This window comes from Paenibacillus sp. MAH-35, assembly GCF_058135425.1.
In genome coordinates, this window is sequence record NZ_JBYUPU010000011.1 from 215668 (window position 1) to 233537 (window position 17870).

General features: G+C 55.6%; 18 protein-coding genes. 8 read left to right on the forward strand and 10 right to left on the reverse strand.

The window, feature by feature from the left end; all coding sequences use genetic code 11:
- Positions 1-7 precede the first annotated feature (7 nt).
- From AC3Y2E_RS14975 to AC3Y2E_RS14990, 4 genes are all read right to left on the reverse strand, one after another.
- Positions 8-901 carry a PHP domain-containing protein gene (locus tag AC3Y2E_RS14975; protein WP_379211542.1) on the reverse strand — a complete coding sequence of 298 codons (894 nt, stop codon included), beginning with the start codon at positions 899-901 and terminating at the stop codon, positions 8-10.
- Positions 902-1084: 183 nt separating this feature from the next.
- Positions 1085-1996, reverse strand: coding sequence for a selenium metabolism-associated LysR family transcriptional regulator (locus AC3Y2E_RS14980; RefSeq protein ID WP_190927686.1), 912 nt, complete (start codon positions 1994-1996; stop codon positions 1085-1087).
- A gap of 479 nt (positions 1997-2475) precedes the next feature.
- Complete coding sequence (locus AC3Y2E_RS14985) at positions 2476-2913, reverse strand: hypothetical protein (protein ID WP_190927685.1); 438 nt, start codon at positions 2911-2913, stop codon at positions 2476-2478.
- A gap of 281 nt (positions 2914-3194) precedes the next feature.
- Positions 3195-3455 (reverse strand): YlbG family protein, encoded by a 261-nt coding sequence (locus AC3Y2E_RS14990; protein WP_190927683.1) that lies wholly within the window; start codon positions 3453-3455, stop codon positions 3195-3197.
- 73 nt (positions 3456-3528) lie between these two features.
- On the opposite strand from AC3Y2E_RS14990, the gene AC3Y2E_RS14995 reads away from it, so the two are divergent.
- Positions 3529-4533 carry an asparaginase gene (locus AC3Y2E_RS14995; RefSeq protein WP_379211546.1) on the forward strand — a complete coding sequence of 335 codons (1005 nt, stop codon included), beginning with the start codon at positions 3529-3531 and terminating at the stop codon, positions 4531-4533.
- A 16-nt stretch (positions 4534-4549) separates the two neighbouring features.
- Here the strand turns inward: AC3Y2E_RS14995 and AC3Y2E_RS15000 are convergent, their stop codons facing one another.
- The 3 genes from AC3Y2E_RS15000 to AC3Y2E_RS15010 form a co-directional block, all read right to left on the reverse strand.
- The gene (locus AC3Y2E_RS15000) at positions 4550-4996 is read right to left on the reverse strand and encodes a YlbF/YmcA family competence regulator (protein WP_379211548.1); all 447 of its coding nucleotides are present in this window, start codon (positions 4994-4996) and stop codon (positions 4550-4552) included.
- 118 nt (positions 4997-5114) lie between these two features.
- A complete protein-coding gene (locus AC3Y2E_RS15005) occupies positions 5115-7130 on the reverse strand; it encodes a helicase-associated domain-containing protein (RefSeq protein ID WP_379211551.1) in 2016 nt (671 codons plus the stop codon).
- Entirely contained in the window at positions 7127-8836 is a 1710-nt protein-coding gene (locus AC3Y2E_RS15010; protein ID WP_379211554.1) for a DNA repair helicase XPB, read from the reverse strand. Before AC3Y2E_RS15010 ends, AC3Y2E_RS15005 begins: the two co-directional genes overlap by 4 nt.
- A 333-nt stretch (positions 8837-9169) precedes the next feature.
- Between AC3Y2E_RS15010 and AC3Y2E_RS15015 the strand changes: the two genes are divergently transcribed.
- Positions 9170-9880: a thermonuclease family protein gene (locus AC3Y2E_RS15015; protein ID WP_379211556.1), complete on the forward strand. Its 711-nt coding sequence runs from the start codon at positions 9170-9172 to the stop codon at positions 9878-9880.
- A gap of 132 nt (positions 9881-10012) precedes the next feature.
- On the opposite strand, the gene AC3Y2E_RS15020 is transcribed toward AC3Y2E_RS15015, so the two are convergent.
- Together AC3Y2E_RS15020 and AC3Y2E_RS15025 are read right to left on the reverse strand one after the other, a co-directional pair.
- On the reverse strand, positions 10013-10429 hold the full coding sequence (locus AC3Y2E_RS15020; RefSeq protein WP_223836587.1) for a CBS domain-containing protein: 417 nt from the start codon (positions 10427-10429) through the stop codon (positions 10013-10015).
- A gap of 120 nt (positions 10430-10549) precedes the next feature.
- On the reverse strand, positions 10550-11758 hold the full coding sequence (locus tag AC3Y2E_RS15025) for an amidohydrolase (protein WP_379211559.1): 1209 nt from the start codon (positions 11756-11758) through the stop codon (positions 10550-10552).
- 194 nt (positions 11759-11952) lie between these two features.
- On the opposite strand from AC3Y2E_RS15025, the gene AC3Y2E_RS15030 reads away from it, so the two are divergent.
- The 4 genes from AC3Y2E_RS15030 to AC3Y2E_RS15045 all read left to right on the forward strand — a co-directional run bounded on the left by AC3Y2E_RS15030 (position 11953) and on the right by AC3Y2E_RS15045 (position 14758).
- Entirely contained in the window at positions 11953-12300 is a 348-nt protein-coding gene (locus tag AC3Y2E_RS15030; RefSeq protein WP_190927670.1) for a YugN family protein, read from the forward strand.
- A 19-nt stretch (positions 12301-12319) separates the two neighbouring features.
- Positions 12320-13525, forward strand: a complete 1206-nt coding sequence (gene ftsW / locus AC3Y2E_RS15035) for a putative lipid II flippase FtsW (RefSeq protein WP_379211562.1) — start codon at positions 12320-12322, stop codon at positions 13523-13525.
- Positions 13522-14022, forward strand: a complete 501-nt coding sequence (locus AC3Y2E_RS15040) for a GNAT family N-acetyltransferase (protein ID WP_379211565.1) — start codon at positions 13522-13524, stop codon at positions 14020-14022. Before ftsW ends, AC3Y2E_RS15040 begins: the two co-directional genes overlap by 4 nt.
- 214 nt (positions 14023-14236) lie before the next feature.
- Entirely contained in the window at positions 14237-14758 is a 522-nt protein-coding gene (locus AC3Y2E_RS15045) for a Crp/Fnr family transcriptional regulator (RefSeq protein ID WP_379211567.1), read from the forward strand.
- A 1-nt stretch (position 14759) separates the two neighbouring features.
- Here the strand turns inward: AC3Y2E_RS15045 and hmpA are convergent, their stop codons facing one another.
- On the reverse strand, positions 14760-16001 hold the full coding sequence (gene hmpA / locus AC3Y2E_RS15050) for an NO-inducible flavohemoprotein (protein ID WP_379211569.1): 1242 nt from the start codon (positions 15999-16001) through the stop codon (positions 14760-14762).
- Positions 16002-16291: 290 nt separating this feature from the next.
- Here hmpA and AC3Y2E_RS15055 point away from each other — a divergent pair, with 290 nt between their 5' ends.
- Both AC3Y2E_RS15055 and AC3Y2E_RS15060 read left to right on the forward strand, forming a co-directional pair.
- Entirely contained in the window at positions 16292-16780 is a 489-nt protein-coding gene (locus tag AC3Y2E_RS15055; protein WP_379211572.1) for a hypothetical protein, read from the forward strand.
- A gap of 103 nt (positions 16781-16883) precedes the next feature.
- Complete coding sequence (locus AC3Y2E_RS15060; protein ID WP_379211575.1) at positions 16884-17441, forward strand: DJ-1/PfpI family protein; 558 nt, start codon at positions 16884-16886, stop codon at positions 17439-17441.
- Positions 17442-17870: the final 429 nt, after the last annotated feature.

A 17870-nucleotide genomic window follows, 5' to 3' on the forward strand; every position in this document is an offset into this window, starting at 1 on the left:
ACGTCTCCTATCGTCGATTAGTGGCGCTTGCTGCTCTGAGACGTTCTACCACCGAAGCGTCGGCGGTACGGGAGCCAAGCGGAGCATGGAACACAACACCGCCCCGGGAACCGTGAAAATCCGAACCGGCGGTCGCGATCAAGCCGTGTTGTTCGGCCAGCTCCGCATACTTGGCCTCCTCCTCCGGTCCATGATCGGAGTGGTACGCTTCGATTCCGGCAATCCCATACTCGATGAGCCGTATGACCAGTTCGTCATTGCCGTACAATCCCGGGTGAGCCAGCACCGGCACGCCCCCCGCCTCGCGAATCCAGTCGACCGCGTCCTCCGGGCGGATTCTCGGCGGATTGACGTAGGCTGCGGCGCCTGTGGCCAAGTAACGGTTGAACGCATCGGCCATGTCAGAAGCATGCCCTTTTCGAACAAGCACCTCGGCAATATGCGGCCTGCCGATCGTCTCGTCTTTGCCGGGAGTTTTGCGGGCCTGTTGAATCACTTCCTCCATCGACACCTCGATGCCGAGTGATGCAAGCTTGCGGAGTATCATTTCATTCCGGGTGTTGCGCGTCTCCCTCAACTGCTTCAATCGTTCCAAAAACGCGGTGTTCCCGGTATCGATAAAATAACCGAGCACATGAATATCCCTTCCGTCGGCAACGGTGCTTATCTCTACGCCCGGTATTACTTCGATGCCGATAGCGCCGCCCTCCGCCTGCGCCTCTGCAACGCCGGCTACCGTATCGTGGTCGGTGATCGCGACTCCGCGCAGACCGGCCTCCCGGGCCAGCCTGACTTGAACCGCCGGGGCGTTCGTGCCGTCCGACGCAGTCGTATGGGAATGCAGATCGTACTTATCCGTCAATTCGCCCTCCTCGCTTTCCTCGTTATAAAAGTTGTTCAAAAAGTCCACTTTTGATCACGAAGCAGATCAGGAAGCCTGCTCGACATCGAATATGGAATTCAGCCGGAACTTCCGGTGCTCACAAAAGCTTCACTACGCTCCGCTCCTCATTTCCTAGCTTCATCCCATCTTCTCGGTGCTGAAAACCGGACTTTTTGAACTCGCACTTATAGTCTGAATTCTTTACAGCCATGCATTCAGATCGCGTTCGCGCAAAAACGATAAAAAGGTGACCGCCGATATCGGAAGCAAAGCCGCCTGCAAATAAATCGAATAAAAATGCCGGGTAAACGTAAGCCCCTCGATCGTCTTCATCTTGAAAATGCCAAGCGCCATCTCGTGCCGGACGGCTGCCTGCGACAACAGCGTAATCCCGAGTCCCGCTTCGACCGCGGATTTGATCGCCCCGGTGCTGCCGAGTTCCATAACAATCTTCAGTTGCTCCGAACCGACCCCGACGCGATGCAGCTCCTGCTCCATCACCTGGCGGGTGCCGGACCCCTGTTCCCGCAAAATAAACGGATACTTCTGCACGTCGGCCATCGTCACGATGTCTTTGTCGGCCAGCGGATGATCCGACGGGACAATCAGCTTCAGCTCGTCATTCAGCACGATTTCCGTCCGGACGTCCGGATGCTGGATCGGCGCTTCCACGAGACCGAAGGTCAACTGGTGATTAAAGATCTCTTCGAGAATTTGCGTCGTATTCATCACTTTCAAACTGACGGATATGCTCGGATATTCTTTGCCGAACGGACCGAGCAGGCGGGGCAAAATATATTCCCCGATCGTGAGGCTTGCTCCGAGCTGAAGACGGCCTTCCAGCAGCTGTGTAAACTTCGACATCGCCGAATCCGTATCCTTGATCAGGTCGATGCTGCGCTTGGCGAACGGCAGCAGCGTCCTTCCCGCTTCCGTCAGCTCGATCTTTTTGGTAGACCGGTGAAACAGCTTCGTGCCGAAGTAATCCTCGAGCGACTGCACCTGCATCGTTACGGCGGGCTGTGTCATATGAAGCGCCTGGGCGGCCATGGAGAAGCTGCCTTTATCGGCGACGGTATAAAAAATATGAAGCTGATGGAAGTTTAACGCCAAGCCGATCCCGCCCCCTCTCTACTTGATACTGTATCGCATGCGGCCTTCCTTTTGCAACAAATGGAAGAGAACGCCAATCGAGATGCCACCCGGACAAAAAATGGTGCTGAAATTCGCGTCACGCCAGAAAGGATGATCGTGAGTGCCCCAGACTCGCGCCGCCGCGAGTCGTGTACCCACATCCCACAGCTTCAGCCCGGTCCTATACAAAATAGAAGTCTTTGGCACCCTTTATTTTCGGCCTTTTCGAAAAACCAGAACCAATATTCGGTTCCCCCTATACTCGTAAAGTAACAACAGCTTCCGATCGAAGCAATTCGTTGAAGGGCATTCGTGCGTGGTTGACCGATAGCCGGTTTTTGCTCAAGCTAAAGATAACTTTGCTTCAGCATTAGCACATTACTGCATATGCAGAGTTAAACTTCTTTAATGACGATAAAAGGCATGCGGCGATTGCCGGCATGCCCCATTAAGGTTCGTTATTTACGCTTGCGGCTGTTCTTGATCAAGGTCATCCTCCGGGAATGCCGGAGCCAGGAGTAATACGATTTCAAATCCCGAAGCTCGATCACTTCGGACATACGCCCGAGGAACGTAACGATGATCATCTTATGCAGCGGATTGCCGGCAATGTCGAATTCGTTCTCCATAATCGCAAATTCAGCTACCATGACCAAATCGTCCTCGACGACATAAACGTCCTTTTCGTTTTTGTAATAAGGCTTGATTTGGTCTTTTTTTAATCGATCCCATAGAAAAGCGCAAATGTCCTCGAATCCTGTTTTTTCACTCTCTACGCGATCGATCCAACGGGATCGGGCATGATTCGTGATAATGATGTCTGCTACTTTTTTATCGCCTAAAACAACATGAAAAGGTTCATAGGTGCTCCAGCGATCCATAATTTTATCCTTCATAATCCCAACCCCTCTCTTAACCAAATCAGGTCTTATTACCTATGTACAACGGGAGTTAACTTTATTTTACTCGATCTTTAAACATTTTCCAAATGGAAAATGCACCATTTTGCGTTCCGGACGCACCCAAATTCATGCACGCCAATTCTATATAAAAACACCGGAAGCTTACTAGGTTGCAAGCATTCCGGTGTGATATAGTAGAGAGATCCGGTTTTTTTCGAGTGCTCACAAGTTGTCTTTCATCCAAGCTTATTTTTTAGAATGATGTGGAAGAAGTGTTACGTGTAAAGTTTCGCTTTATCCGGCACATTACTATTATATTCAGTACGGATTTCATTTCGATACGACCGTTCGACTTTTTTTACGAACGACAATTTCTGAACCGCCTTCGTCGTTTCTTCCGCCTTGTCGGCGTTCACATAGAGGACGACGTAATGCATACGTTTGGAAATATAATGGATGCTGCCGTACTTCTCCAGATGTTTCGTCTGTTTCAGATCGGACACCCACAAAATAAGGCCGGTGCGTTGTGGATACATGATTTTTTGTCCTTTCGTTATCGGATCGACAAAACATATCTCTATATTAAGGTTCAATCGGGAGTGAAAACAAATGAAATCTGCGATGCTTGTTCGTGCCGTGCGTGCTCCGATTACGGAATCGGTTCACCGGGGCCATATGGCGGTCGTGAACACGGCTGGTAAGCTGCTGGCAAGCGCCGGCGATCCCGGATACCGGACCTTCGCCCGTTCGGCTGCGAAACCTTTGCAGGCCGTCCCGGTCATCGAAGCCGGCGCCGCCGAGCGGTACAGCTTCGACGGCGGGCAAATCGCGCTGATGTGCGCCTCTCACAACGGAGAACCGGAGCACCTTCAAGCCGCCCTTGAGCTGCTCGCCAAGCTGGGCTTGACGGAAGCGGCGCTGCAGTGCGGACCGCACTATCCGTATTACGAGCCTGCCGCCGAGCGGATGAAACGGGCGGGGGAACAACCTACCCGCCTTCACAACAATTGTTCGGGCAAACATGCGGGCATGCTTGCACTTGCCCTGCTCTTGAACGCATCCACCGACGACTATATGTCCCCCGCTCATCCCGTTCAACAGACGATGCTCCGGACGGTGTCCGAATTCTCCGGGGTTCCTTCGGAGGACATCGCGCTCGGAACCGACGGCTGCGGCGTTCCCGTATTCGGCCTGCCGCTGGATCGCCTCGCTTATGCGTTCGCCTCCTGGGGCGCACCGGACCGTCTATCGACTCCGACGGCCGAGGCATGTCGCAAGATCATTCGCGCCGTCCGGAGTCACCCGCACTTTATAGCCGGAACGGACCGGTTCGACACCAGGCTGATTGAAGCGACTGGCGGAAGGCTTGTAGGCAAGATGGGCGCCGAGGGCGTCTTTGCCGTCGCCAATCCGGAGCGGAAGGCGGCGCTGGCCGTCAAGATCGAAGACGGAGCCCAGCGCGCCCTCTATCCGGCGGTAACGGAAGCGCTCGTCCAGCTCGGATGGCTCACCCTTGACGAGACAGAGGCGCTCCGGACGTTCCATCGCCCGCCGGTCCGCAACTTCCGCGGAGCCATCGTCGGCGAGCTGGTCCCGGACTTCGCGCTGCGTTAAGAACCAAGCTGCGGCATCAGCCGCAGCCGCCATTGCAATTGCCGCCGCAGCCGCCTTTGGACGGAAGCGGGTTGTTGCTTGGAACTTTGATCGTATCGGACACGGAATAAGCGATCGCCTCCGACACGTGAAGCAACAGCTCGTCCAGCCGCGCCTCCGCTTCTTTGAAACGCCGGACGGATTCAATGGCGTCCAGCCTCTCCTGAGCCAGATTGGCGGCGTTAAGCGCGGCGTGATAGTCCGGATGATAATGTCCGAACCGCTGGCAATCCTCGAACGTCTCTTTCGCCTTGGCGAAAGCCTGCATCGCGTTCTTAACCTCCGGATCGCCATCCACCGCGTTTTTCCAATATAAATAGTCCGCAACTTCCGCGGAGCTATTGATCATGTCTCCGACTTCATACGCTTGAAGCAGCACCTGGGCCATGTCAAGCGATTGGGTCTCGGTCATGTTCACCGGCATGGGCCTCCTTCGTCTCGCGGGTCACTGGCATCCAGTCAGAACCGGCAGTGTGCGATGGATCGGCCGGCAGTTGCCGGAACCCGAGTCCGCCGCGCAGATGTAAGGCCTGACTATGATACTAGTCGTTGATTCCCGGCAGGATAAGCTGCATTTCCTCCCATTGATCTGGCGATATCCGCACCTCGCTTAACTGCTCGAAGCCGGTTACCGCCCAATCGTCGCGGATGCCGTCCAGCCGGATCGGGATGAAAACCGTGTCCGCTCCTGATTTTCTCAGCTTGAGACACGCCTTCCATTCGAGCGCCTTCAGGATCATCTGCTTGCGGGTCGAAGCGTGATACGCCCTGCAGTCTTTGAGCCACATAGACGGCACTTCCTGCAGACCGGGATACACATCCTCGACTAACGGAAATTTGCCCTCCTTACCATAATACTGTACAGCCGCCTTCGAGTAAATATGCCCTTTAGCCGGGTTCACGGCCGGCTCGCCGCTGCGGGTATCCGGCAAGTGCACGTCATCCGCCGCGGATAGCTGCAAATAGTCAGTTGCACCGCCGTCTGCTCCCTTCTTCCCGCCGGGGCTGTATCCGCTTCTTTCCAGCAAGGCGCGCAGCTCCGCCTCTTTATCCGCAGGCACTGTCCAAGCCGTCGGCCCGAGCGTTTCGCCCAGAAGGGGCGCGATCCGTTCGTCGCTTCCGATTATTCTGGCCGCCGCTTCATCCCGGCACTTCAGTACGACATACGGTGCAAGCTTGAGCAGCGACTGCTGTTCGCCCCACTGCTGGATGGCGACCCGCACGTTGTCCGGCACTCCGTACTTGGCATGCAGCTCCAGAAACCCGACCGTTCCGTCCGCCGTTCTGCCTTGCTCCAGGGCGCGCATGATCGTCTCCCGGGTCATCCTGTAGACGGCCATATGTTCATGCCTGATCCGATCTGCGATAAGCTCAAGCTCCCAGCGCACGCCATACGGACAATCCGGCGGAACGATAAGCTCGAAGTCCGGCTGAATAAACAGGCAGGGAGCCGCGGCGGCTTCGTCACGGGAGGAAGAGGTTGCTGCGGTTGTCCCTCCACCGATTTTGGAACCGGCAGGGTTGGTCAGCCAGCGGAACAGCTTTCTCCCGTCCGGCGCCGCTCCGCTTTCCGCCCAGCCCCAGGCGATAAGCGAAGACAGCCAGTCCATAAGCAGCGCGGATCTTGCCGGACCATCGCCGGTCAGTCTCCCGGCAGTCAATCCTTCGGAATCGCCCGGCATCTGCTCCGCCACTGCGCATACGGAGATCCAGACCGACTCGGGCATCTGCTCGATACAGCTGACCGCATGCTGCAGCCAGCAGCAGCGCGGAGCGTTCATCTCTTTCCACAACGCGTAAAGGACCGCATGCATCTCCGCTTCCGTTTGGCGCAGCCAGCCGCGCATCCGACTGTTCCTCACGGCTAACCGTCCGTCCGCCTTTTCCAGCAAACCCAGACTTTGCCCCATCGCGCATAAATAAGCGGCCGCCGCAGAACCGTAGTCGGGGTCGGGCCGAAGAAGCGTACCCGCATCGCGGAACTCCTCGTCCTTGACCGGAGTAAGCGCCGACAGTTTGCCGGCATGACGCTTATGCATCGTTCCTTTCTGCGTGAGTGCCACTTCTTCTTTGGCCGTATAAGCCAGCACCGACAGCAACTGCGAAGGAATGCCGGGACGGTAGTCGGAGTCCGGCGCTGCGTCCGAGCCCGCATATACCGCCGCAGTCTCGTCGAATGGGACGAGTTGCCTTCTCCAAAGCGGGAATGTATCCTCCGCCACCCGGTACTCGGCTTCCCCCCATTTCCGCTGTATCGCAAATACGATTCCTCTTCGGCTTAGCCGGATCAAACCGACCTTAAGCGCCGCTCCCGGAAACGCCTTTCTGCCCGCCTTCTCCAGCTTGGGCCAGTCGAACGGCTCGTAACCGAACGTACGCAGCACGAGGGTGAGCGTCTTGATTTCCAGATCGTATAACGAACCGTTCAGCTCGCTGATTTTACGCTCGTCGGCGAGCAGCTGCTCCAGCGTCACGGCTTCTTCCTCCCAGCCGTTATGACGGCGAATCTCCTCGCGCATCGGCCCGGTCAAGCTCTCCAGCAAAGCGGCCAATTTCATGTCGCTCCCTCCTCCTCCATCTCCGCTGCCTGCAGCGCTTCCGCTTTCCGGATCTCGTACCGGTATCCCTGCTCCAGCAAAAACAGCTGCCGGTGCACCGAAAACTCCTGCTCTCTCGTGTCGTCGCTGACGAGCGAATAGAAGAATGCTCGGTTGTCCTCCAGTTTCGGCCGCAGGATTCGTCCGAGCCGCTGCGCCTCTTCCTGGCGCGATCCGAAGCTCCCGGAAACCTGAATCGCGACGCGCGCGTCCGGCAGATCGATCGCAAAATTAGCCACCTTCGAGACGACCAGCGTCCGAATCTCCCCGCGGTTAAACCGGGCGTACAACCCGTCCCGCTCCTCGTGCGGCATCTCGCCCGATATCATCGGCGCGTTCAGATCGGCGGAAATCCGCTTCAACTGGTCTAAATATTGACCGATTACGAGCGTCTGGTCGTCCCGGTGCTGCTCGAGCACGTCGCGGAGCACCTGCAGCTTGAGCGGATTCTCCCCGGCGATCCGGTGCTTGCTGCGCGGCTCGGCCCGCACGTACGATTCGCGGATTCTCTCCGGCATCGGCACTCTCAGCTCGGTGCACTGCACCTTGGATACCCAGCCTTTATGCTCCAAATCTTTCCACCCGGCCTCATACAGCTTCGGGCCTACAAGGGAAAACACGTCCTCTTCTCTTCCGTCCTCGCGGACCAGCGTGGCGGTCAGCCCCAGCCGGCGCGTAGCCTGGATGTCGGCCGTAGCCCGGAATACCGGAGCAGGCAGCAAATGCACCTCGTCATAGACGATCAACCCCCAGTCCCGCTCGCTGAACAGCGACATATGCGAGAAGCCGTCCTCTTTCCGGTGGCGGTGCGTCAAGATTTGATACGTCGCGATCGTGACCGGACGAACCTCCTTCCGGCTGCCGCCGTATTCCCCGACCAGCTGTTCGTCCAAGTCGGTTTTACTCAGCAGTTCCCGTTTCCATTGCCGGACGGAAGCGACATTGGTCGTCAAGATCAGCGCGGCGCATTGCAAGCGGGCTAAAGCGGCGATGCCCACCACGGTTTTGCCCGCCCCGCAGGGCAGCACGACGACTCCGCTCCCCCCATGCTGCCCTATGCCGTCGTAGAAGGCGTCCACAGCCGCTTTCTGATAATCTCTCAGAATAAAAGAATCCCTCGAAGCGGATACGTCCTTCAGCCGAATCGGCAATCGTTCCCCGTGATGATAACCGGCGACGTCCTGTACCGGAAACCCGAGCCGGATGAGATCCTGCTTGATCATCCCGCGGTAAGCGGCGGCAACCTCCAGCCCTTCGGACGCATCGCCGCCGATAAAGTACGTCTGCAACGATTTGTAGCCAGCCAGCTTGTCCAGTAGACCCGGCTCATCCGAGACGAGCAGCAGCTTCTGACCATCCAATCTCAGCTTGACCAGCCCGTAGCGCGATACGAAATGAATGATGTTTTGCCTCGCCTGCAGCGGAACGTCAAACTTGCCGTATTGGTTCAGCACATCGAGTATTCGCTCTGCATCCATACCTGAAGATGCTGCGTTCCATAGCGACAAAGGCGTCATCCGGTACGTATGGATATGCCCCGGCGTTTTGACCAGCTCGGCGAAGCGGCTTATAGACGCGGCCGTTTCTTCGCTTAACGCATGGTCTGCCTCCAATAGCATCGTGGAATCGCTTTGTACGACCAGCGGCCGCTGCGGATCGTAACGCATAGCTCTCCCTCCTGTTCGTTTCGGAAAATGACACTCTCTATTAGAGGTTGTTCAAAAAGTCCGCTTTTGATCACGAACCCGATCAGGAAGCCTGCTCGACATCGAATATGGAATTCAGCCGGAACTTCCGGTGCTCACGTAGATCCCACTACGCTCCGCTCCTCATTTCCTAGCTTCACCCCATCTTCTCGGTGCTGAAAACCGGACTTTTGAACTCGCACTAATAGTATGAAATGAAACCGCCTGAAATAAACGGACGGCTCCTCGATTTGAACCGGAGCCTGTGAAAAGGTACTATAGAATCTGATCTTATGGAGAGAGGAACGTAGTGTAATGAAACCGATGGTGATATGGCTCTGGTTCACCCTCATCCTTGCCGGCTGCGCGGCGTCTTCCGGGAGCGGCGAGGCAAGCGATATGAGCGGCATATGGAGCCGGTATCCGGAATTGAAAGGCCAGAAGTACGAGACGACGGAAGTGAAACGCGTAGTAGACGGGGATACGCTGGAGACGAAGGAAGGCGACAAGGTGCGGCTGATCGGCATGAATACGCCCGAGACGGTCAAACCGAACAGCCCTGTCGAAGCGTACGGCAAAGAAGCAAGCGCCTTCAGCAAAAAGCAGTTGACCGGTAAAACCGTCTACCTGTTCGCCGACGCCGGCGACACGGACAAATACGGCAGGAAGCTCCGCTACTTGTTCATTCAAGGCGAATCCGTCATGTACAACGAGACGCTGCTCCGGGAAGGGTACGCCAACACGATGACGATTGTGCCAAATGTAACGTTCGCCAAAACGTTCGTGGAAGCGGAACGCGAGGCGCGCAATACAAACAAAGGGCTATGGGGCAAAAAAGGCGGCAACGGCGAAAGTCCTTACCGGACGGCATCCTGCAAAGAACCGAACATTAAAGGCAATATTAATTCCAAAAATGAAAAAATTTATCATGTGCCGGGCGGCAAGTCGTACAATCAGACGAAGGAAGAGATGATGTTTTGTACGGAAGAGGAAGCGGAGGAAGCCGGATTTCGAAAAGCCGGCTAACTGATAAGCAGAAACCCGAGCAGGCTGACCGCTTACAGCATCCGCCTATTCAGGCAGTGCCGCGCTGTCGGCTTGTATAGCGCCAGGACGTACAAAACCCGGGAGCCTTAGGCGTCTCCCGGGTTTGTGTAATTAATGAACCGTTGCCGCATGGTCCACATTTTCAGAAATTTCGCTGAGCGCTTCTCCCGCTTCGTTCACGAAAATCTCACGAACGGCCAAGTCGGCGATCGCGACAACCCCGATCAGCTCTCCGCCGCTCACGACAGGAAGCCTGCGGATTTTTTGGCGCGCCATCAGCTTGGCCGCTTCGTCTACCGACGTGTCCGGTCCGACCGTCGTGACGTCCTTGGAGATCACTTCTTCCACCGCAGTCGAGCCGGAATGTTTCTCCGCATAACCGCGGATGACAAGGTCCCGGTCCGTTACGACGCCGATCAGCTTCCGCCCCTCGACCACAGGAATAAACCCGATATCGTTTTGCTTCATCTTGACGGCAATTTCGTAAATGTTATCCTGCGGCGAAACGGTAACGCAGTCGGTGCTCATAATATCTTGTATCGTTCTCACGTAGATCCTCCTCTTCAGTCGTTGATGACGGATTGCTTCTATAGGCTTTCCGCCCGGCTGAAGAGAAATGCATGTGAGTTTGTACCATGCGGAGAATGTTCAGCGGGAGCTTCCGCTCAAATAGCTGACGGCCATCGATGCCAGAAGCTGCGCCGACTGCAGCATGGCCGACTCGTCGATATCGAACATCGGATGATGGTGAGGCGCCTTAATACCGGCGGCCGGGTTGCCGGCGCCGACGAACATGAAGCAGCCCGGTACACGCTGCAAATAATAAGAAAAATCTTCCCCGGCCATAATCAGCGGAGAAGCCTGAACGCGCTCCGCACCGAACAAGCTTTCCGCAACGCGGAAAAACCGTTCCGTCTCGGCCTTGTCGTTCACGACCGGAGGGTATCCGGGCTTGTAGTCCAGCTGAATGTCCGCTCCGAACATCTCTCCGGTATGAGCGCAGATCCGTTCCATCCGGGAGACGATGGTTTCCCTGACCTTATCATCGAAGGAACGCACCGTTCCGTTAATGCTGCATGTTTCCGCGATCACGTTGAAGCCGTTGCCCGCCTGAAACTTGCCGATGGAGACGACGCCCGGCTCGGTCGGATCGACACTGCGGCTGACGATGGTCTGCAAATTGACGACCAGATGCGAACCTACGAGTATGCTGTCGACCGTCTGATGAGGCAAGCCTCCGTGGCCGCCCTTCCCCCGGATGTGGATGACGAATTCGTCGGCGGCAGCCATAAGCGGTCCTGGGGCCGAATAAATGGTTCCTGCGGGAAACGGCGTCCACAGATGGACCCCGTATACACGATCTACGCCGTCCAGCGCCCCGTCTGCGATCATCGGCGCCGCGCCGCCGGGACTGATTTCTTCCGCAGGCTGGAACAAAAACCGGACATCCCCCGGCAATTCATCTTTGTTCTCTGCGAACATCTTGGCTACCGCAAGCAAAGCGGCCGTATGCGCATCGTGTCCACAAGCGTGCATCACGCCCGGCACGATGGAAGCGTAGTCGCACGATTTGCCGTCCTGAATCGGCAGCGCATCCATATCGGCTCTCAGCGCAGCAGTCAGGCGTTCGCCTCTGCTCCGGCCTCCCCGGACCGTGCCGGTTACCCCGTATCCGCCGACCCCGGTTCTTACCTCGATTCCCCACTCGGCAAGCTTCCCCGCGACAAAGGCTGAGGTCATCTGTTCTCCATAAGAAAGCTCGGGATGACGGTGCAAATGGCGCCGCCATTCGACCATGTCCGGAAATAACGATTGCAGCCGTTCCATAATGCTGTTCACTTTCCTGCACCCCCGCATAAGCTCGCGATTCTGATCCCTTCATTGTACCAGAACGAAGCCGCCGTTTCATCCGCATCGCCCCGAGCCGTCATCAAATTTTAATATCTCGGATCTTAATAGGCTTGCGCATGCAAGGGAAACATACTATCATGAATAGAGGATTGCGCCCCTATCGGAACTACTTTAAATGATACGCAGGAGGTTTCCCTATCGTGATTATTGAAAATGCGGGAATTAAAGGATTAAAAAGCGATTTGGCTCATCTGGACGGCGCTTCGGAGAAGCTGGGCTTCGTTCGCTGGCAGTGGGAATATTACCGCGCTACCTACGACCTGAAGCTGGAAGATAAAGCGAATAAGGTAGATTACTTCCTTCGCATCAACACAAGAGCGGTGGAAGGCAAGCTGGAATCGCCTTATGCGATCCTTGTCATCGAAGATACATACTTGGGACGCGGCACGTTCCCGCACGGACTCGATTATGATTCGCCGGTACCGGATCAGATCGTGAAAGTAGCCAATCAAAAACTGGCCGAACTGAAAAAACAGCTGAGCGAATAAACGTGAAGGCGGAACCGATATGACCGAACAACGCAGAGGCACACCTGATTTTCTGCTGCTGCTTCTTACGTTCCTGCTCGTCGGCTTCGGGCTCGTGATGGTGTTTAGCGCCAGTTCCGTTACGGCACTTGCCAAAGAGAAGTTCGGCAACGATCCGTTATACTTCGTGAAAAAACAAGCCATCTTTGCCGTCGCCGGCACGGTTGGCATGTTTTTTCTTATGAACATTCCTTACAGGCGGCTTAAGCCGCTCTTGAGGCCGGGGTTTATCGTCGTACTCGTTATGCTCGTGCTGGTGCCTTTTATCGGCTTCGAGGTCAACGGGGCGAGAAGCTGGTTTAACCTTCCGGGCGGCATGGGAAGCTTGCAGCCTTCCGAGTTCGCCAAAGTCGGCGTCATTTTATATTTGTCGCTTTTGATCAGCAAAAAAGGCGAGCGGTTTCGCGATCTGAAAAACGGGCTGCTGCCCGCTGTCATTATCGTCGGGATTGTGGCGGGACTCATCATGCTGCAGCCGGATTTCGGCTCCACTATGATTCTTGTTCTTGCCGCTTCGCTCGTAATCGTGGTCGGAGGCGCCAATCTCAAACATATTTTCCTGGCCGTAGGGTCAATCACCGTCATTGCAGCGATCTTTCTGGCGGGCTACCTTATCTCCGCAGACTCGCTAGGCTACCGGATGGACCGGATTGCCTGTTATCTGGACCCGTGGTTCGATCAGCAGAGCAGCTGCTATCAGCTGGTGCAGTCTCTATATGCATTTGGCCATGGCGAACTGACCGGAGCGGGTTTCGGACAAAGCATCCAGAAGATGCATTATTTACCGGAAGCCCATAACGACTTTATTTTTGCAATTATCGGGGAAGAATTCGGGTTTATCGGAACGGTGCTTTTCCTGCTGTTGTATTTGGCGTTTCTATGGCGGGGATTTATCGTTGCTCTGCGCTGCACCGATCTGTTCGGCAGTTTGGCAGGGACAGGCATCGTAGGTCTGATCGCCATTCAGGCGTTGATTAATATGGGCGGAGTGACGGGGACGATTCCCATGACCGGCGTCACACTGCCGTTTATAAGCGCTGGGGGCTCCTCCCTTTCGGTTACGATGGCCAGTATCGGCATCCTGCTCAGCATATCCCGGGACATCACAAAGCCGGACCGGGCCGAGAAACCGGAGAAACGTACCGGCTTCGCAAGAGATCGCAACGATTGGAGCAAACGCGCATGACCCTTCGAATCCGCCCGGCGGTACGGGAAGATCTCCCGAAGCTGCTGGACATCTACAATGATGCTGTCATTCACTCTGCGGCCACATTTGATCTGACACCCCAGACGCTGCAGGAGCGGGAACGCTGGTTCGCGCAATTTAACGAACGGTTCCCGATTATTGTAGCGGAGAACGAATCGGGTGTGGCCGGTTATTGCTGTCTGACACCATATCGGCCAAAGCCGGCATACCAGTTGACGGCAGAGCTTTCCATTTACTTGGATACAGACTGCAGAGGCGGCGGAATCGGCTCCGTACTGCTGCAGCACATGATCGACATGGGGCGGGATCTCGGCTTTCACGTCCTCATATCCGGCATTACCGGGGGCAATGAGGCAAGCGTGCGCCTGCACCGCAAATTCGGCTTTACCGAGGCCGGCGTGCTTCGCGAGGTAGGCTGCAAATTTAACGCCTGGCAGGACGTATATTTGTATCAGCTCATCCTCGAGCGTACCTGACGCTTGCAGGGGGAACACATCACGCATCCGGCAATTATCCAGAGTCCTTACGGGCTCTTTTTTATCGCCGCAAGCCAAATGAAACTTCTTTAACCCGAAAAGACCCTCTCTTAAACAGGGGTATTCACCGGAAAAAGCGTCGTTTAGAAGCTGTTCGTATCGGTTGAATCGAGTGACGGACATCGGGAGCCAGGAAAAAGAAGGAGGGCGGCAAATGCTTCTGCACAAAGGGGAAACGTTATTCCGGCAAGGGGAAAACGGGCCGCTGTATCGTCTGAAGAGCGGCCTGCTTAAAATTATTCGCGTACATGAAGACGGCAATCCGGTCTTGGTGAATATTATCGTTTCCGGCGAGATGATCCCCCACCACTCCTTAATTACGCCGAAGCCTTACCACGGAACTGCCATCGCGCTCGTCACCAGCGAGGTTGAAGCACTTCCCTCGAAGGAATGGTACGATTCGCTTGCGGGCAATCCGGATAAATGTCTGGAGGTCGCTTTGCTGCTCCAAGGCAAGCTGAGAATGATGCAGCAGCGCATCGACCAGCTCACTCAGACGACTCCGGCGGCCAAGCTGAAAAGCTTGCAGGAATGGTTTGCGGTATATATCTCGCCGGCTACGCTGACCGACGTTCTGACCCAGGACGAAATCGGACAATTAATCGGCATGCGCCGTGAGACGGTCAATCGGCTGCTCCGTTCGCAAGCGGCGAAGCTTCCCCCGACGGACGGGTAGGTTAAGGCTGCGTCTGAAGCGCCGGCTGTTCCAGGCTGGCTGCCGGACCGAAAAACTCGTAATGAAGATCGGAGTCCGCGACGCCGCATGCCTTCAGCGCGCTGTTGACGACCGCCATGAACGGCTGAGGCCCGCAGAAGTAAACGCTGGAATTCATCGACGGGATTACGGATTTCAGCCAGTCCGCGTCGACGTAGCCTTCCCGGTGATACGATCCCGCGGCTTGGTCCGCTTCATTAGGCTCGGCGTAGCAATACCGGACGGACAACTGCGGATGAGCCTGCGCCAACCGGTTCACATGCTCCTTCATCGCATGGACGCTTCCGTTCTGAGCCGAATGGATAAACGTGACAGGGCGCTGCGGCTGTGTTTCCACCAGCGTGTTCAGCATGCTGACCATCGGAGTCAGGCCGACCCCGCCGCTGATCAGCACGACCGGTCTCTTATCGTCGCGGTTCAAGGTAAAGTCGCCTGCCGGAGCCGACAGCAGCAGGACATCGCCCTCTTTCGTTTTTTCATGCAGAGCGGTAGATACTTTTCCGGCCGGGCGGTTGCCGATAGCGTCTTCCCGTTTCACCGATATCCGGTAGTACGGTTTCCCCGGCGCGTCGGAGAGGCTGTATTGGCGAATATGCGTGTAGCCGTCGTCCGGCAGCTTCGTTTGGACACTCACGTATTGTCCCGGCTCGAAACCCGCGATCGGCTTGCCGTCCTGCGGGACGAGGTAAAACGAAGTGATCACGTCGCTCTCCTTCACTTTCTTCTGGATGACGAATGCACGGAACCCTTCCCAGCCTCCGTCCTGCCCTTCAGCTTGGTCGTACATCGATTGTTCGACCTCTATGAATACCGAGGCGATCACGCCGTACGCATCCGCCCATGCCTGCAAAATCTCGTCCGTGGCCGCATCGCCCAACACATCCTTTATCGCGGCGAGCAAGTTCTGACCGACGATCGGGTAGTGCTCCGCCTTCACTCCCAGGCTCCGGTGCTTGTGCGCAATCTGTTTGACGACCGGCAGGATCGCCGGCAGCTGGTCGATGTGAGCGGCGGCGGCGTATACCGCATTGGCCAGCGCGGCCTGTTGTTTGCCCTGCTTCTGATTGGCGTGATTGAATATATGGAGCAGCTCAGGATGACTTGAGAACAAAAGCTCGTAGAATCGTTTGGTAATCTCGGTTCCGCGGTCTTTAAGAATCGGCACCGTGGATTTGATGATGGCGATCGTAGCTTCGTTTAGCATGTTTCATTCTCCTCACTGTTTTGGACTTGTATCGTGCCTTATGTGCCCATTATAAGGAGCCGGAGCATGCGCGAAGTGTGATTGCAATCACTCCAATAACCAACGTTCTGTGACAAAGCGCACAGCCGCTTCGTTATGCAGGCCGGCATCGCGTTTCCATCTATAAGCGATTCTCGCATTTGCATAAGCATTTCTTATTTGTTGTTAAACAAAACCATCGTGTACAATATGGATTGCCTAGTATTCAAATCAGAATTTGAGTTTATCAGAAAAGGACAGGTTCGACAGCCATGTTACTGCGTTCATTCGTCATATGCGGATATCTTGCCGCCGCCTACTGGATCTCCGCGCACTACCCCATTTTTAAAATGGTGTTTTACCCGACTCTCGGCGCGTTCAGCTACTTGTTCATGCAGCGGATGGACCAGATGAAGGACATCCGGAGGATCATCATCGGAGCTTGTATCTCGACCGGAATCGGAGCGGTCTTCTACACGATCAGCAGCGGCGCCCTCTCGCTGCTCGCTACCGCGCTCGTGACCGTCTTATTGATTCAATGGTGCAAGTGGAACGCGGCGCCGATTCTCGCCGTTTCCTTGATTCCGTATTTCGTCCGTCCGGAAGTCGTCTGGGTGCTGCCGCTTACGGTTCTCGCCTCGCTGCTCTGCCTGCTTCTGCCGTTATGGCTCATCGGGAAGCTGGAGCTGCTGCTGCGAAAAGCTGCCCAGGCCAGGCTGGCGGCCGCACCGCTCCGGGCGGCTGCGAAGCAAGACGTATAACGGGCAGCCACGCCGGACGCTTCATTCTTCTACTTTACAGATCGGGCGGGTTGCTGCAAGATAGAAGGGTAGGCTATCCGATAACGAGGAGTGTGAGTCCAGGATGTCCAAGAAGATCTTGATCTTGACTGGAGACGCTGTGGAAGCATTGGAAGTGTACTATCCGTTTTACCGGGTTTTAGAGGAAGGGTACGAGGCGATTATCGCTTCTCCGACCAAAAAAGTGCTGAAAACGGTCGTTCACGACTTCGAGGGTTGGGACACTTACACGGAGAAGCCGGGCTACCTGCTGGAGTCGCATACTTCGTTCGCCGAAGTGAATCCGGCGGAATTCGACGGCCTGATCATTCCGGGCGGCCGAGCGCCGGAATATATCCGTCTCGATCCGGATGTTCCCCGCATCGTCGGCCATTTCTTCGAGGCGAACAAGCCGGTCGGCGCCATCTGTCACGCCGCGCTCGTCCTTTCCGTATTAAAGAACAGCAGCTATTTCCAAGGCCGCAAAATGACCGCTTATTCCGCCTGCAAGCCGGATATCGAAAATCTCGGCGCCGAATACGCCAAAGAGACGCTGTGCGTCGACGGCAACATCGTATCGGGACATGCCTGGCCGGATCTTCCCGGCTTTATGCGCGAATTTCTCAAGTTGGTGAGAGGTTGAATATCCGGAGGGACCGTCTCGATACGGTCCCTTCCTTCTTTGTGGGGGTTATGTCACGATGAAGCGGCGCTTCGCCTGTTGCAGAAAAACAAAAAATTAAGAAAAACCGTCCAGAAAAGCATCCGGAAGGTCCTTTGACGTGCAACCCCCTACATTAGTACGTTGGAAGAGAATGGATACCTTCGCTTCAGCCGCTCGCCCTCAGTCGTGTTGTCTTCATGCGGTGGTATGGCTAACGAACCCAGAATTCGTTATCAGAGCCGAATGCAGGCGTTTGAATTTGTAACGAACTCTTGTATGGTTACTCCCGCAAATCGGATCGTTTTTTTTCCACTTTCGGTTCGATAACGATCCCCGGATTCGTTACGTCTGAAATAACGTCGTTTTTCAGCCATAAGCACGATACGATTCGTTAGTCATCGCACCTGA

What these genes read in the sequence shown, in the direction of transcription:
- ftsW (WP_379211562.1), top strand. Translation starts at nt 12,320, where the DNA reads ATGACCGAACAACGCAGAGGCACACCTGATTTTCTGCTGCTGCTTCTT.
- AC3Y2E_RS15055 (WP_379211572.1), top strand. Translation starts at nt 16,292, where the DNA reads ATGTTACTGCGTTCATTCGTCATATGCGGATATCTTGCCGCCGCCTAC.
- AC3Y2E_RS15000 (WP_379211548.1), bottom strand. Translation starts at nt 4,996, where the DNA reads ATGCCGGTGAACATGACCGAGACCCAATCGCTTGACATGGCCCAGGTG.
- AC3Y2E_RS15045 (WP_379211567.1), top strand. Translation starts at nt 14,237, where the DNA reads ATGCTTCTGCACAAAGGGGAAACGTTATTCCGGCAAGGGGAAAACGGG.
- AC3Y2E_RS14995 (WP_379211546.1), top strand. Translation starts at nt 3,529, where the DNA reads ATGAAATCTGCGATGCTTGTTCGTGCCGTGCGTGCTCCGATTACGGAA.
- hmpA (WP_379211569.1), bottom strand. Translation starts at nt 16,001, where the DNA reads ATGCTAAACGAAGCTACGATCGCCATCATCAAATCCACGGTGCCGATT.
- AC3Y2E_RS15025 (WP_379211559.1), bottom strand. Translation starts at nt 11,758, where the DNA reads ATGCGGGGGTGCAGGAAAGTGAACAGCATTATGGAACGGCTGCAATCG.
- AC3Y2E_RS14985 (WP_190927685.1), bottom strand. Translation starts at nt 2,913, where the DNA reads ATGAAGGATAAAATTATGGATCGCTGGAGCACCTATGAACCTTTTCAT.
- AC3Y2E_RS14990 (WP_190927683.1), bottom strand. Translation starts at nt 3,455, where the DNA reads ATGTATCCACAACGCACCGGCCTTATTTTGTGGGTGTCCGATCTGAAA.
- AC3Y2E_RS15010 (WP_379211554.1), bottom strand. Translation starts at nt 8,836, where the DNA reads ATGCGTTACGATCCGCAGCGGCCGCTGGTCGTACAAAGCGATTCCACG.
- AC3Y2E_RS15005 (WP_379211551.1), bottom strand. Translation starts at nt 7,130, where the DNA reads ATGAAATTGGCCGCTTTGCTGGAGAGCTTGACCGGGCCGATGCGCGAG.
- AC3Y2E_RS15060 (WP_379211575.1), top strand. Translation starts at nt 16,884, where the DNA reads ATGTCCAAGAAGATCTTGATCTTGACTGGAGACGCTGTGGAAGCATTG.
- AC3Y2E_RS15015 (WP_379211556.1), top strand. Translation starts at nt 9,170, where the DNA reads ATGAAACCGATGGTGATATGGCTCTGGTTCACCCTCATCCTTGCCGGC.
- AC3Y2E_RS15040 (WP_379211565.1), top strand. Translation starts at nt 13,522, where the DNA reads ATGACCCTTCGAATCCGCCCGGCGGTACGGGAAGATCTCCCGAAGCTG.
- AC3Y2E_RS15020 (WP_223836587.1), bottom strand. Translation starts at nt 10,429, where the DNA reads ATGAGCACCGACTGCGTTACCGTTTCGCCGCAGGATAACATTTACGAA.